This window comes from Nocardioides okcheonensis (assembly GCF_020991065.1).
GTDB classification, from domain to species: Bacteria; Actinomycetota; Actinomycetes; order Propionibacteriales; family Nocardioidaceae; genus Nocardioides; species Nocardioides okcheonensis.
Map to the genome: position 1 here is coordinate 1,445,055 of NZ_CP087710.1, position 13,774 is coordinate 1,458,828.

Consider the following 13,774-nt stretch of genomic DNA (forward strand, 5'->3'; position numbering starts at 1 on the left):
GGGTCACTCCCCTGCCTTCACGACGGGCGGCATGATCGAGCCGTCGTCGAGGAACTGCGGCAGCGACGCCGGAGGCACGGTGCCGGGCGTGGCCGCGTTCGCCGCGCGGACGTCGGTGCCGTCGATGCCGTAGAGCGCCTCCCAGATCTTGCGGATGCCGTCGCCGGTCGACCCGGAGCCGGTGCCGGCCTGGCTGATCATCATCACCACGACGTAGTCCTCGGTGTAGGACGCGACCCAGCCGGTCGACTGCTTGCCGTAGACCTCCGCCGAGCCGGTCTTGGCGCGGACCGTGACCTGGTCGAGCGGGAAGTCGATCATCTTCCACGCCATCGTGCCCGTGCGCGTGACGCCCTGGAGCGCCTGGTCGATGAAGTCGAGGTACTTCTGCGGGACGTCGACGTGGGCGACCTTCTTCGGGGTGATCCGACGCAGCACCTCGCCCTCGGGGCTGACCAGCGCCTTCGCGACCGTCGGCGCGAACAGCGTGCCTCCGTTGGAGAGCGCCGCATAGGCACGGGCCAGCTGGAGCGGCGTGACGATGGTGTCGCCCTGGCCGATCGAGAAGTTCACGGCGTCGCCGGCGCGGTACAGGTTGCCCTCGAGGCAGAACTCGCGCGCGAACGTGTAGACGAAGTCGCTGGTGTCGGCCGTCTGCGGCTTGCCGGCCAGGTCGCAGTAGTAGTCCTTCTGCGACTCGTAGTAGGCCTGCTTCCAGTGCCGGTCGGCGATCCGGCCGGGCGCCTCGCCGGGCAGGTCGACGCCGGTGCGCGAGCCGAAGCCGAAGTCCTTGGCCTCCTCGACCAGCGGGTCCCTGGCGTCGATGTCAGCCGGGTCGCTGCCGAAGCGCTGCCAGAAGTCGTAGCCGATCCGGTAGAAGAACGTGTTGCACGAGACCTCGAGCGCCTGGGCGAAGCCGATCGTGCCGTAGGCGCCGGACTCGTGGTTGCGGAAGACCCGGTTGCCGACCTGGAAGCCCGAGGAGCACGGCAGCGTGGTGTCCATCGAGTACCCGTTGGTGAGCGCACCCGCGGTCATGAACGGCTTCCACGTCGAGCCGGGCGCGAACTGGCCCTGGGTGGCACGCGAGAGCAGCGGCGTGCCGGCCTTCTCGGAGTAGAGCCGGGCGAGCTGGTCCTCGCTGATGCCACCGGTCCACACGTCGGGGTCGTAGGTCGGCTGGCTCGCCATCGCGATCACCCGGCCGGTCTTCGCGTCGAGCACCACGGCGGCGCCCGAGTCGGCCTCGTAGTTGCGCCCAGTGACCTTGTCGAACGTGGCCCGCTGGACCTTGATCCGCTCGGCGAGCTGCCGCTCCACCACCGCCTGCACCTTGGCGTCGATGGAGGTGACGAGGGTGTCGCCGGGGGTGCTCTCGACCATCGAGTCGTCGCCGAGCACGCGGCCCATCGAGTCGACCGCGACGCGGCGGTAGCCGGGGAGCCCGCGCAGCCACTCGTCGTACTGCTTCTCCACGCCGGCCCGGCCGACGACGGAGGCGCCGTTGAGCGAGCGGTCGTCGCGCGCGGCGGCTGCGTCGTACTCGTCCTCGGTGACCGGGCTGAGGTAGCCGAGCACGTGGGCGAGGTTGATGCCGAACGGGCGGGGGTAGGACCGGACGTTCTGCTGCTCGGCGAGCACGCCGGGGTAGTCCTCCGGCTGCTCCAGCACCCGCAGCGCGACCTTCTTCGGGACGTCGGTCGCCACCGGCACCGGCTGGTAGGGCGAGCCGTTCCAGCACACGTCGCGCACGCTGCCCGGGTCGCCGCAGGTGACCAGGCGGGCCTCGACGTCCTCGGGCGTCGCGCTGACCACGTCGGCGACCCGGCGGACCAGCTCGGTGCGCTGGCCCTCGCCGAGCTTGCCGAGCAGGGTCCGGTCGACCGAGATCACCCACGACGTGCGGTTGGCGACCAGCGGCCGGCCCTGGCTGTCGACGATCAGGCCGCGCTGGGGCTGGACGACGATGTCGCGCACCGACTGGTTGGCGGCCTGCGCCTGGTAGGCGTCACCGCCGATCACCTGGAGGTAGTAGAGCCGGACGAACAGCGTCGCGAACAGCGAGAACGCCAGCACCTGGACCACGACCAGGCGCATCCGCCCGGTGGTCGACGGGCGCCTCACGAGGTCGCCCACTGCGGGCTGAGGCGGGTGAAGAGCCGCATGAGGGGCGGCAGCACGAACGGCGTCAGCAGCACGTCCCACACGACCGCGACCAGGACCACCTCGAGCAGGCCCGACACCGACATCGCGGGGTCCTGGAGGAGCACGCCGGTGAGGGCGAAGAGCGAGGTCGCGACGAACGACGCCGCGGCGACCGTGCCGACGACCGCGAGTGCGCTCGGCTTCTGGTCCTGCCGCACCCGCGCGGCCAGGAACGCAACGACCGTCAGCGCCAGTGCCCAGCGGCCGGCGACGTGGTCGGCGGGCGGGGCGAGGTCGAGGGCGAGGCCGGCGGTGAAGCCGAGCACCATCGCGAACGGCGCCTCGACGGTCAGCGCGGCCGCGACCACGACCAGCAGGCACAGGTTCGGCACGATGCCGTGCCACGCCAGGTGCGGGAACAGCGACACCTGCACAACGAGGGCGACGACGACGGCGAGCACCGCGACGCCGGTGCGCAGGCCCTTCACCGGAGGCTCCCGTCGGCCTCGACGACCGCGCGGTCGCTCTCCGTGCCGCTCGGCACCATCACGCCCACGACGTCGAGCGCGGAGAAGTCGACGAACGGCTTCACGACCGCGCGCTGGGTAGCCTCGCGCACCGAGCTGTAGACCTCGGTGATCGTGCCGATCGGCACGCCGGGGGCGTACGGGCCGGTGTCGCTGCCCCAGGTGACGACCGTGTCGTCCCGGGCCGGCACCGTCGTGTCGTCGACCAGCCGCAGGTCGAGCCCGGCGTCCTGGTCGAGCGAGCCGCTGCCGGTGACGAAGCCGATCTCCATGCTCGAGCCGACCCGTCCGCCCACGGTCGAGTCGGGGTCGATCACCAGCAGCACGGTCGCGGTGCCGCGGGTCACCCGCAGCACCCGGCCGACCAGTCCGTCGTTGTTGACCACAGTCATGTCGGGACCGACGCCGGCCTCCGAGCCGGCGTCGATGGTGACGGTGAAGCTCTGCGACTGCCGCGGGCCGATCGCGACGACGCGGGCCGGGACCAGCGCGGAGCCGAGGTCCTCGGCGGCGGAGGTCAGGCCGTCGTACTGCTCGAGCCGGTTGCGGTCGAACCCGGCGAGCTCGACCTGGCCGCGGAGCTCGGCGTTGCTGGCCTCGAGCGCGCGGACCCGGTCGGACAGGTCGTCCTTGGAGCGGAACCAGTCGGGCACCGCGGTGAACGGGCGCACGGCGGCCGCCGCGGCCGACTCGGCGGGCCCGAACGCCTCGCCGACGGCACGGCGCGCGGGCTCCAGCGGCGACGACCCCCCGCCCGACACGTCGAGCGTCACCAGCGTGATGCTGGCGAGCACCAGCGCGACGAGCAGCGAGCGCGGCGGACGGTTGCGCGACTCGAGCTCGGCGGTGCCGCGCCAACGGCGCTCGCGTCCGTCGTGTCCCCCCAGACCGGCCATCAGAACCGCCGCGGGTCCGAGACGAGGACCTGCTGGAGGGCCTCGAACTCCTCGACGCACTTGCCGGCGCCGTAGGCGACCGACGAGAGCGGCTCCTCGGCGACGTGGACCGGCATGCCGGTCTCGTGGCGCAGCCGCTCGTCGAGGCCGCGCAGCATGGCACCGCCGCCGGTGAGGACGATGCCGCGGTCCATGATGTCGCCGGCGAGCTCGGGCGGGGTCTGGTCGAGCGTCGTCCGGACCGCGTCGATGATGTTGTGCAGCGGCTCCTCGAGCGCCTGGCGCAGCTCGGCGCTCGACACCACGACGGTGCGGGGCAGGCCGGAGACCATGTCGCGGCCGCGGATCTCGGCGTCGGGCTCGGTGGGCAGCGGGAAGGCCGACCCGAGGGTCATCTTCATCTCCTCGGCGGTGCGCTCCCCCAGCATGAGGGAGTACTCCTTCTTCATCCACGCGATGATCGCCTGGTCGAGGTCGTCGCCCGCCGTGCGGATCGACAGGCTGGTGACGATGCCGCCGAGGCTGATCACCGCCACCTCGGTGGTGCCGCCGCCGACGTCGACGACCATGTTGCCGGTCGCCTCGTGCACCGGGAGCCCGGCGCCGATCGCCGCGGCCATCGGCTCCTCGACGATGTAGACCTTGCGGGCGCCGGCCTGGTAGCCGGCCTCCTTGACCGCGCGCTGCTCGACCGCGGTGATCCCGCTCGGCACGCAGATGACCATCCGCGGCTTGGCGAAGTAGCGGCGACGGTGCACCTGGTGGATGAAGTAGCGCAGCATCTGCTCGGTCGCCTCGAAGTCGGCGATCACGCCGTCCTTGAGCGGCCGGATGGCGACGATGTTGTCGGGCGTGCGGCCGATCATCCGCTTGGCCTCGTGGCCGACCGCGAGCACCTCGCCGGTGGTGGTGTTCATCGCGACGACCGACGGCTCGTCGAGCACCACGCCCCTGCCGCGGACGTAGACCAGCGTGTTGGCGGTGCCGAGGTCGACGGCCATGTCGCGGCCGACGAGGCCCGCTGTCTTGCCATTCAGTGCCATGCCGCTGGAGCCCTTGCAGGTCGGGTGGTGGGGAAGACGGGCCGACCTGTCCCAGCCGACCCACGCTCAGGTTAAGGAGCGCGGGCGGGCGATCCCGGCAGGACACGCGCGGGGCGTGTGTGACTGGGGTGAACTCGATGTCGCTCCAGTGATCCCCGGCTGACCGGGGATCGCTGAACTTGTCAGGGCATGCACGGGCCGACAAGTTCAGCGAGAGCCTGACAAGTACGTCCGGTGGGCGCGTCCGCCTGCTCGGGTCTGGGGTGGGAGATGCCTCGCTCGCGGACTGACCGCGCCTGCTCGGGCTGGGGTGAAGGATGCCTCGCTCAGCGCGTGGCGCGCGCACGCTTGGCGCTGAGGTGAAAGATGCCTCGCTCGCGAACTGACCGCGAGCGAGCTCGCGTCAGTCCGCGAGCTCGGGGAACCAGATGCCGATCTCGCGCGCGGCGGACTCGGGGGCGTCGGAGCCGTGGACCAGGTTCTGCTGGACGGACAGGCCCCAGTCGCGGCCGAGGTCGCCGCGGATGGTGCCCGGGGCGGCGACGGTCGGGTCCGTGGCGCCGGCGAGGGAGCGGAAGCCCTCGATGCAGCGCTCGCCCTCGATCACGACGGCGAGGACCGGGCCGGAGAGCATGAAGTCGACGAGCGGGCCGTAGAACGGCTTGCCCTCGTGCTCGGCGTAGTGCTCGGCGAGGACCTCGGCGGTCGCGGTGCGCAGCTCGACGGCCACGAGCCCGTAGCCCTTGGCCTCGATCCGCCGGAGGATCTCGCCGGACAGGCCGCGGCGGACGCCGTCGGGCTTGACGAGGACGAGGGAGCGCTGGACGTCGGTCATGACCGCAGCCTAGCGAGCGGGGCCGGCGAGCTCCTTGCGCAGGTGCACGTCGGCCTCGCCGGGCACCGGGAGCGACTCCCAGCGGGCCAGCTCGACGTAGCCGTGGCGCTCGTAGAACGCGGGCGCCTGGAAGGTGAACGACGTGACGAACACGTGCCGTACGCCGCGGCGCGCCGCCTCCGCCTCGAAGGCCTCCAGCAGCCGGGCCCCGAGGCCGGCGCCGCGGACGTCGGCGCGCGCCCACGTCATCGCGATCCCGGCCGCCTGGCCCCACGTCCAGCCGCTGATGCCGGCGGCGAGGCCCTCGCCGTCCTCGATCCGGACGGTGAGCTCGCGCTGCTCCCCCGCGTGCGCCATGGCGGCGGCGTTGACGGCGTCGAGCTCATCGGACAGCCGCTGGTCGAGCGCCGGGTCGCCCTCGCCGACGGTGGTCGTGAAGGTCACTGCTGCTCCTCTCGCCAGGCCGCCCACGCGGCGGCACGCTCGCGCTCGATCCGGCGCCCGAGCAGGTCGGCGGTGGTCCAGAGCACGGCGAAGATCGCGCCGAGCCCGAACATCACCGGCAGGACGAAGCCGAGCGCGACCGCGGCGACCTGCACGACGTAGCCGGCGGTGTAGGCCCACTCCGCGCGCAGCATCCCGGCGAGCAGCACGCAGACCACCGCGAGCCCGAGCCCGACGGCCAGCGCGAGGCCGGTGTCGACGTCGGCGATGGTGATCATCACCGGGGTCGTGAGGCCGAGCGTGATCGCCTCCAGGCTCAGCACCGCGGCCGCCATCCCGCGCCGCGGCGAGCGCTCGGCAGGGGCCGCGGGGACGTCCGCGGTGGGCTGCTCCTCGCTCATCGCCGTCCCTTCAGCAGCGAGCGGGCCTCGCCGACGGTCACCACCGAACCGGTGACCAGCACGGCACCGGCGCCGATCGAGACGTCGATCGCCTCCTGCGCCTCGGCCAGGGTCGCGGCGCGGTCGATCGCTTCGGCGAGGTCGGCGACCACGGACACGCGGTCCTCGCCGAACACCTCGGCGGCCACCCGACCCAGCGCAGCGGCCGACATCGACCGCGGGGTGGAGTTCTGGGTGCAGACGACGTGGGCGAGGTGCGGCTCCAGCACCGACAGCAGGCCGTCGGCGTCCTTGTCCTCCATCACGCCGACGACCCCCACCAGCGGGCTGAAGGAGAACGAGTCGTCGAGCGCCGCGCCGACGGCCTCGGCGCCGTGCGGGTTGTGGGCCGCGTCGAGCACGATGGTCGGGCTGCGCCGGATGATCTCGAGGCGACCGGGCGAGGTGACCTCGGCGAACGCGGCCCGCACCAGGGCGTCGTCGAGCTCACCGCTGCCGAAGGCCTCGACGGCGGCGAGCGCAGCGGCGGCGTTCTGCGCCTGGTGGGCACCGTAGAGCGGCAGGAACACGTCCTCGTACGTCGCCCGCAACCCGCGCAGCGTCACGACCTGGCCGCCGACGGCGGGGGTGCGCGAGACGACGCCGAACTCCATGCCCTCGCGGGCGACGGTGGCGCCCACCTCGGTGGCGCGCTCGAGCAGCACGGCGGCGACCTCGGGGGTCTGCTCGGCCAGCACGGCCACCGACCCGGGCTTGATGATCCCGGCCTTCTCGACCGCGATCGTGGCCGGGTCGTCGCCGAGGTACTTCGCGTGGTCGACCGCGATCGGCAGCACCACCGCGACGTCGGCGTCGAGGACGTTGGTCGCGTCCCAGCTGCCGCCCATGCCGACCTCGACGACCGCCACGTCGACCGGGGCGTCCGCGAAGGCGGCGTAGGCCATGCCGACCATCGTCTCGAAGAAGCTCAGCGGGTGGTCCTGCTCGGCGTCGACGAGGTGCGTGTAGGGCGCGACGTCGTTGAAGGCACGCACGAAGGCCTCGTCGTCGAGCGGTTCACCGTCGACGGAGATCCGCTCGCTCATCCGCTCGAGGTGCGGCGAGGTGAAGCGCCCGGTGCGCAGGTCGAGCGCCCGCAGCAGGGTCTCGATCATCCGGCTGGTGCTGGTCTTGCCGTTGGTGCCGGTCAGGTGGATCGCACGGAACGAGCGCTGTGGCTCCCCCAGCAGCTCGGTGAAGGCCTCGATCCGGTCGAGGCTCGGCTCGAGCCGGGTCTCGGGCCAGCGGGACAGGAGGGCGTCCTCGACCTCGTCGAAGGTCTGCGCGAGGCGCGGGGAGTCTGCGGGGGCGTCAGTCATGGCGCCCCGAGTCTATTGACCCGGGGCGAGGAGTCCCAGACGAGCGGCTGGCAGGCTGGGACGCATGGCCCTGCAGTGGATCGCGACCCGTCCCGGAGACCTCGACGTGCTGGTGCTGGAGGAGCGCGACGTGCCCGCGCCCGCAGCCGGCGAGGTGACCATCGAGGTGCGTGCGGCGGGGATGAACCCGGCCGACGCCAAGCACGTGTCGCGCGGGCGGGCCGAGGACTTCCCGCGACCGGTCGGCTACGAGGTGGCCGGTGTCGTGTCCGCGGTCGGACCCGGGACGACCATCGCCTCGGGCGACGTCGCCGTGGGCGACGAGGTCCTCGCCTTCCGGGTCGTCGGCGGCTGGGCCAGCGAGCTCACCGTGCCCGCGGGCGACGTGTTCGCCAAGCCCGAGGCGCTGTCCTTCGACGAGGCGGCCAACCTGCTCCTGGCCGGCACCACCGCCGCCGAGATGCTCCACGTGACCGGTGTGGCCGAGGGCGACACCGTCCTCGTGCACGGCGCCTCCGGCGCAGTGGGCGTGAGCCTGCTGCAGCAGGCCGCCCTCCTGGGCGCCCGGGTCGTCGGCACGGCCGGGCCGCACAGCTTCGACTCGGTGGCGCGCTTCGGCGGCACGCCGGTGGCGTACGGCCCGGGGCTGGAGCAGCGGGTCCGCGACCTCGCGCCCGGCGGCGTCGTCGCGGCGCTGGACTGCGTCGGCACCGACGAGGCCGTCGACACCTCGCTCGCGCTGGTCGCCGACCGCGACCGCGTCGTCACCATCGCCGCCGCCGACCGGGCGCGGGCCGAGGGCTTCCGCGCCATCGCCGGGGCGATGCCCGCGAGCGCCGCGTTCCGCGACGCGGCGCGCGCCGGCCTGGTCCGGCTGGCCGCCGAGGGCCGGCTCGTGGTGCCGGTCGCGCGCACCTTCGCCCTCACCGAGGCCGTCGAGGCGGCCCGGTTCCTCATGGCCGGGCACCCCGGCGGCAAGCTCGCCCTGCGCCCCTGACCCGCTGCCCCTGAGGGGTCACCCGCAGGAGACGACCCGCCGCCAGGGCTCCACGACCTGCAGCGAGCGCCCGTCCAGCGGTCGCGCGCGGAACTGGTCGAGCGCGTCCTCCCACCGCGGGTCGGCGGTGCCGGTGACGAACATCGACGACCCCTGGTCGGCGTAGACCAGCCCGTAGCGCTTCATCGCCACCACGATGGTCCGCGCGACGCCCGTGTAGCGCCGGGCCGGGAACGACCGCGGGAGCCGGAACCGCATCCCGTACGCCGGGAGCGTGCGGGCCGTGTTGCCGCGCGGGCCGCAGTGCCGGGCCGGCCACGTGTACGCGCTGCGGGCGACGGGCAGCGTGAAGCGCAGCGCGTGGGTGATCCGGCCCGACGCGGCCTCGTCGTAGGACAGCAGGCCGGGGAGGATCGGCAGGCCGGCGGCGTCGGCGGAGGTCCATCCGGCGGGGCGCAGCCGGTTGGAGGAGAGGTCCCAGCGGGCGGCCGCCGCGGCGCGCCACCCCACCACGGCCCCGGACGCGTCGCGGACCCGCTCGGCGGCGTAGAGCTCGACGAGGTCGCAGGTGCCGCGCCGCACGGTGATCACGTGGCGGTCGCCCTCGGCGGGGTCGGGGTCGACGGTGCTGCCTCCCTCGATCGCGGCGTCGGCCGGGACCGGCACGGGCCCGCGGTCGCTCTCGTCGCCGTAGTCCTCGCCGTCGGTGCCGAACTGCAGGGGCAGGAGCGGCTGGTCGGCGTCGACGACGGTGACCGGGATGCCGTAGTACTCCTCGGTGGTGCCGAGGTCGAGGTGCAGGTCGTGCCCGGCGGCCTGGCGTCGCACGATCGCCTGCGACCACCGCCAGACCGGTCGGTGGTCGATGCGTCGGTTCCACGGGTTGTCGGCCGGGAACACCGCGCAGCCGCCGACGGTGTGCACCGCCGCGCGCCGCTCCCCCGTCGGCACGGCGCCGGCCACGACCGGGGCCGAGGCGGTCGCGGTGGCCACGAGGGACAGGAGCAGGACGAGGAGGCGCCGCACCCCCGGGAGCCTAGGGGCTGGCCGGCAGCCTGACGAGGTGCTCGGCCATGTCGACCACCGGGCGGTAGCCGAGCCCGGCGTAGATCTTGTTCGACGTCGGGTTGGCGGTGTCGGTGAACAGGCACATCCGCACGCCCGCGTCGAGCCCGCGCCGGGTCAGCTCGCCCACGACGTACGACGCGATGCCGCGGCCGCGGAACTCCTGCGGGGTGTAGACCGGGCCGACCCGGGCGACGCCGTAGGCCGGGACGCCCGACCCGCTGAGGTGGGCGAGCGTCCCGTCGGGCAGCTCCCACACCCACTCGACGCCCTCGCGGATCCGCCCCAGGACGCTGTCCATGGTGTTGTGCTCCCCCGACGCCGGGTCGGGCTCGCGCCCGGCCTGCTGGTCGGCCTCGACGTGGAACTCGCGGAACCAGGCGAGCACGGTCGCGGCGTCGTCCTCGGTCGCCCGGCGCAGTCGCCCCTCGGGGGCGGGCGGCACCTCGACCGACACCGCCTCCCACAGCCGGCTGCCCTTCGCGACGACCAGCTCACCGCCCCACAGCCGGGCGGTCTCGCGGGCCAGCACCTCGGCGCCCGGCAGGGCGCCGTTCGCACCCCCGAGCAGCTCGCCACGGGCGTGGAGGACGACCGCGAGCTCACGGGCGGCGGCCTCCGGCATCGGCATCGCGAAGGTCGGGTGGGGCCGGAACGGCGCGGTCCGCATCGCCGCGCTGACCACCCGGCCGGCGTCGTCGCGCACGACGAGCCACCACCGGTCGAAGGGCGCGCCGACCTCGGCCCACGAGTCCTGCCCGTCGGCGAGCTCGCGCGCGGTGCGGGTCGTGACGGAGGCGATCACGCTGCCCAGCACGGGCTCACGGGCGAGCACCTCCTCGGCGGAGAGGAGGAAGGCCTCGGGCTCGTCGAAGAACTCGAGGGCGAAGGGGCCGGCGCCGAGGTCGTCCATGGCGCCACGGTAGTTCGCACGCGCCGGAGCGATACTCGTTTTCGCAGGCAGGAGTGCCCTCAATAGACTTCCGGCATGACTGAGAACCCCAGCACCCAGGTCCCGGGCACCGACCCGGTCACGACGACGAGCACCGACCAGCGTGCCGTCGTCGTACCGGACCGCCCGGCGCTGGAGGGCCTGGAGGAGAAGTGGTCGCGCGCGTGGGCCGACAACGACACCTACGCCTTCGACCGCACGCAGCCGCGGGAGAACGTCTACTCCATCGACACCCCGCCGCCGACCGTCAGCGGGTCGCTGCACGTCGGCCACGTCTACTCCTACAGCCACACCGACCTGATCGCGCGCTACCAGCGGATGCAGGGCAAGGCCGTCTTCTACCCGATCGGCTGGGACGACAACGGCCTGCCGACCGAGCGCCGCGTCCAGAACTACTTCGGCGTGCGCTGCGACCCGACCCTGCCCTACGACCCGGACTTCACGCCGCCCGAGAAGCCCGACGCGAAGAAGCAGGTCCCGGTCAGCCGGCCGAACTTCATCGAGCTGTGCGAGCAGCTCGTCGTCGAGGACGAGAAGGCCTTCGAGGCGCTCTGGCGCCAGCTCGGCCTGTCGGTGCAGTGGAACCCGACCTACACCACGATCGGCGACCACTCCCGCACCGTCAGCCAGCGCGCGTTCCTGCGCAACTTCGCCCGCGGCGAGGCGTACCTCTCCGAGGCGCCGACCCTGTGGGACGTCACGTTCCAGACCGCCGTCGCACAGGCCGAGCTCGAGGCGCGCGACTACCCGGGCGCCTACCACCGCGTGGCCTTCCACCGCCCGGACGGCTCCCCGATCCACATCGAGACCACCCGCCCCGAGCTGATCCCGAGCGTGGTCGCGCTGATCGCGCACCCCGACGACGAGCGCTACCAGGACGTCTTCGGGACCACGGTCACCTCGCCGGTCTTCGGCGTCGAGATCCCGGTCCTCGCCCACCCCGCCGCCGAGCCCGACAAGGGCGCCGGCATCGCGATGTGCTGCACCTTCGGTGACCTCACCGACGTCATGTGGTGGCGCGAGCTCGACCTCCCGGTCCGCACGGTCGTCGGCCGCGACGGCCGGCTCACCCGCGAGACGCCCGAGTGGCTGTCGGCCGAGGCCGCCGCGACGGCCTACGCCGACCTCGCCGGCAAGACGACGTTCAGCGCCCGCGAGGCGATGGTCGCGCTGCTGCGGGAGTCCGGCGACCTCGACGGCGAGCCGAAGCCGACGCAGCGGATGGCGAACTTCTACGAGAAGGGCGACAAGCCGCTCGAGATCATCGCCACCCGCCAGTGGTACATCAAGAACGGCGGGCGCGATGCCGCGCTCCGCAAGGAGATGCTGGTCCGCGGCGAGGAGATCACCTGGATCCCCGCCCACATGAAGCACCGCTACGACAACTGGGTCGGTGGCCTCAACGGCGACTGGCTGATCTCGCGCCAGCGGTTCTTCGGCATCCCGTTCCCGGTCTGGTACCCGCTCGACGCCGACGGCGAGCCCGACCACGACCACCCGCTGATGCCGGCCGAGGCGCAGCTGCCGGTCGACCCGTCCACGCAAGCGCCGGAGGGCTACACCGAGGACCAGCGCGGCAAGCCCGGCGGCTTCATCGGTGACCCGGACGTCATGGACACCTGGGCGACCTCGTCCCTCACCCCGCAGATCGCGGGCCAGTGGGAGGTCGACGACGACCTGTTCTCGCGGGTCTTCCCCTACGACCTCGCCACCCAGGCGCACGACATCATCCGCACCTGGCTGTTCTCCCGCGTGGTCCGCGCCGACTACGAGCACCAGGTCGTGCCGTGGTCGCACGCGATGATCTCCGGCTTCATCGTCGACCCCGACCGCAAGAAGATGTCGAAGTCGAAGGGCAACGTCGTCGTGCCGACCGACATCCTCGACAAGTACGGCGCCGACGCCGTCCGCTGGCGCGCCGCGATCGGCCGCCCGGGCCTGGACTCGCCGTTCGACGAGTCGCAGATGAAGGTCGGCCGCCGGCTGGCGATGAAGGTCCTCAACGCCTCGAAGTTCGTCCTCGGCAACGTGGGCGCCACCGAGCTCAGCCCGGCGTCGGTCAGCGCGCCGGTCGACTGCGCGCTGCTCGGCCGCCTCGAGGTCGTCGTGCGCCGCGCGACGGAGGCGTTCGACGCCTACGACTACACCACCGCGCTCGAGGTCACCGAGAAGTTCTTCTGGGAGTTCTGCGACGACTACCTCGAGCTGGTCAAGGAGCGGGCGTACGCCACCGAGGGCGGCGCCGGCACCGCCTCCGCCCGCGCCACGCTGGCGATCGCGCTGCACGTCCAGCTGCGGCTGCTCGCGCCCTTCCTGCCCTACGCGACCGAGGAGGTCTGGTCGTGGTGGCAGGAGGGCTCGATCCACCACGCGTCGTGGCCGACGGCCGCGGACCTCGGCTCGGCCGCGGCGTCCCAGCCGCTGGTCCTCGACGCGGTCGCGGCCGCGCTGACCGGCATCCGCGGCGCCAAGTCGCAGGCCAAGGCCAAGATGCGCGCCCCGCTGTCGCGCGTGGTCGTCACGGGCCCGCAAGCGCTCGTCGACGCCGCCCGCGAGGCGCAGGACGACCTGCGCGCGGTGGGCACCATCGTGGGTGACCTCGAGTTCGTCGCCGACGAGTCGGCCGGCGACCTGCGGGTCAGCGCCGAGCTGGCCCCGACCGAGGACTGACGAGGTCGGCCCCTCGCGGCGGGAGGTCCCGCCGCGAGGAGGTCGACCACGCGCGCACCGACCGGGCGGACTCCCCTGTGGACTCCCGGTCGGCGTCGGGGACCGTCGTCCCCGGCTGGCGTGCGGCGAGCTCGGCCGGCAGCCGCACCACGCTCGGTGCGTCGTCGAGGTCCCCGACGACCCGGTCCGCGCGTCCTGCCGGTGCCCCATCCGCACCAGCGATCGGCCGAGCCGGGTGGAACAGGTCCCCGAGGCTGACGCCGTTGGCCGCGGCCCCGGTCAGCACCGCGCACAGCACGGCCGCCAGGGCGAACCCCACGAACGGCCGCACCCGGTCGACGCCGGCCTGGTCTGCATCCCACACACCTGAGAGACGGCGCACCCCGCGGGTCATGACGCCGAACGACCGGACCTGGTCTGGACCGGCTCCGACCGGCGCTG

Annotated in this window: 13 protein-coding genes; 2 read left to right on the forward strand and 11 right to left on the reverse strand. The window is 73.2% G+C overall.

Annotated elements, in window-relative coordinates; translation table 11 throughout:
• Positions 1 to 3: 3 nt before the first annotated feature.
• The 8 genes from mrdA to LN652_RS06895 form a co-directional block, all read right to left on the reverse strand.
• Positions 4 to 2,124, reverse strand: coding sequence for a penicillin-binding protein 2 (gene mrdA / locus LN652_RS06860; protein WP_230443931.1), 2,121 nt, complete (start codon positions 2,122 to 2,124; stop codon positions 4 to 6).
• Complete coding sequence (gene mreD, locus LN652_RS06865) at positions 2,121 to 2,633, reverse strand: rod shape-determining protein MreD (RefSeq protein WP_230443932.1); 513 nt, start codon at positions 2,631 to 2,633, stop codon at positions 2,121 to 2,123. The genes mrdA and mreD overlap by 4 nt, the downstream gene beginning before the upstream one ends.
• Positions 2,630 to 3,568 (reverse strand): rod shape-determining protein MreC, encoded by a 939-nt coding sequence (gene mreC, locus LN652_RS06870; protein ID WP_230443933.1) that lies wholly within the window; start codon positions 3,566 to 3,568, stop codon positions 2,630 to 2,632. The genes mreD and mreC overlap by 4 nt, the downstream gene beginning before the upstream one ends.
• The gene (locus tag LN652_RS06875; RefSeq protein ID WP_230443934.1) at positions 3,568 to 4,611 is read right to left on the reverse strand and encodes a rod shape-determining protein; all 1,044 of its coding nucleotides are present in this window, start codon (positions 4,609 to 4,611) and stop codon (positions 3,568 to 3,570) included. Before LN652_RS06875 ends, mreC begins: the two co-directional genes overlap by 1 nt.
• Before the next feature lie 403 nt (positions 4,612 to 5,014).
• A complete protein-coding gene (ndk, locus tag LN652_RS06880) occupies positions 5,015 to 5,446 on the reverse strand; it encodes a nucleoside-diphosphate kinase (protein ID WP_230443935.1) in 432 nt (143 codons plus the stop codon).
• Between the two features lie 9 nt (positions 5,447 to 5,455).
• Positions 5,456 to 5,890 (reverse strand): GNAT family N-acetyltransferase, encoded by a 435-nt coding sequence (locus tag LN652_RS06885; protein WP_230443936.1) that lies wholly within the window; start codon positions 5,888 to 5,890, stop codon positions 5,456 to 5,458.
• Positions 5,887 to 6,291: a DUF4233 domain-containing protein gene (locus tag LN652_RS06890; RefSeq protein WP_230443937.1), complete on the reverse strand. Its 405-nt coding sequence runs from the start codon at positions 6,289 to 6,291 to the stop codon at positions 5,887 to 5,889. Before LN652_RS06890 ends, LN652_RS06885 begins: the two co-directional genes overlap by 4 nt.
• Positions 6,288 to 7,649: a bifunctional folylpolyglutamate synthase/dihydrofolate synthase gene (locus LN652_RS06895; protein ID WP_230443938.1), complete on the reverse strand. Its 1,362-nt coding sequence runs from the start codon at positions 7,647 to 7,649 to the stop codon at positions 6,288 to 6,290. Before LN652_RS06895 ends, LN652_RS06890 begins: the two co-directional genes overlap by 4 nt.
• A 64-nt stretch (positions 7,650 to 7,713) precedes the next feature.
• Between LN652_RS06895 and LN652_RS06900 the strand changes: the two genes are divergently transcribed.
• Positions 7,714 to 8,646 (forward strand): quinone oxidoreductase family protein, encoded by a 933-nt coding sequence (locus LN652_RS06900; RefSeq protein WP_230443939.1) that lies wholly within the window; start codon positions 7,714 to 7,716, stop codon positions 8,644 to 8,646.
• Between the two features lie 18 nt (positions 8,647 to 8,664).
• On the opposite strand, the gene LN652_RS06905 is transcribed toward LN652_RS06900, so the two are convergent.
• Together LN652_RS06905 and LN652_RS06910 are read right to left on the reverse strand one after the other, a co-directional pair.
• Positions 8,665 to 9,672: a hypothetical protein gene (locus LN652_RS06905; RefSeq protein WP_230443940.1), complete on the reverse strand. Its 1,008-nt coding sequence runs from the start codon at positions 9,670 to 9,672 to the stop codon at positions 8,665 to 8,667.
• Positions 9,673 to 9,682: 10 nt separating this feature from the next.
• Positions 9,683 to 10,624 carry a GNAT family N-acetyltransferase gene (locus LN652_RS06910; RefSeq protein ID WP_230443941.1) on the reverse strand — a complete coding sequence of 314 codons (942 nt, stop codon included), beginning with the start codon at positions 10,622 to 10,624 and terminating at the stop codon, positions 9,683 to 9,685.
• A gap of 75 nt (positions 10,625 to 10,699) precedes the next feature.
• Between LN652_RS06910 and valS the strand changes: the two genes are divergently transcribed.
• Positions 10,700 to 13,333, forward strand: a complete 2,634-nt coding sequence (gene valS, locus LN652_RS06915) for a valine--tRNA ligase (protein ID WP_230443942.1) — start codon at positions 10,700 to 10,702, stop codon at positions 13,331 to 13,333.
• On the opposite strand, the gene LN652_RS06920 is transcribed toward valS, so the two are convergent.
• Positions 13,302 to 13,697: a hypothetical protein gene (locus LN652_RS06920; RefSeq protein WP_230443943.1), complete on the reverse strand. Its 396-nt coding sequence runs from the start codon at positions 13,695 to 13,697 to the stop codon at positions 13,302 to 13,304. The two genes, valS and LN652_RS06920, sit on opposite strands and share 32 nt — an antisense overlap.
• Between the last annotated feature and the right edge of the window lie 77 nt (positions 13,698 to 13,774).

Coding starts and splice junctions, on each gene's coding strand:
- LN652_RS06900 (WP_230443939.1), top strand. CDS start 7,714: ATGGCCCTGCAGTGGATCGCGACCCGTCCCGGAGACCTCGACGTGCTG.
- valS (WP_230443942.1), top strand. CDS start 10,700: ATGACTGAGAACCCCAGCACCCAGGTCCCGGGCACCGACCCGGTCACG.
- ndk (WP_230443935.1), bottom strand. CDS start 5,446: ATGACCGACGTCCAGCGCTCCCTCGTCCTCGTCAAGCCCGACGGCGTC.
- LN652_RS06895 (WP_230443938.1), bottom strand. CDS start 7,649: ATGACTGACGCCCCCGCAGACTCCCCGCGCCTCGCGCAGACCTTCGAC.
- mreC (WP_230443933.1), bottom strand. CDS start 3,568: ATGGCCGGTCTGGGGGGACACGACGGACGCGAGCGCCGTTGGCGCGGC.
- LN652_RS06875 (WP_230443934.1), bottom strand. CDS start 4,611: ATGGCACTGAATGGCAAGACAGCGGGCCTCGTCGGCCGCGACATGGCC.
- LN652_RS06890 (WP_230443937.1), bottom strand. CDS start 6,291: ATGAGCGAGGAGCAGCCCACCGCGGACGTCCCCGCGGCCCCTGCCGAG.
- LN652_RS06910 (WP_230443941.1), bottom strand. CDS start 10,624: ATGGACGACCTCGGCGCCGGCCCCTTCGCCCTCGAGTTCTTCGACGAG.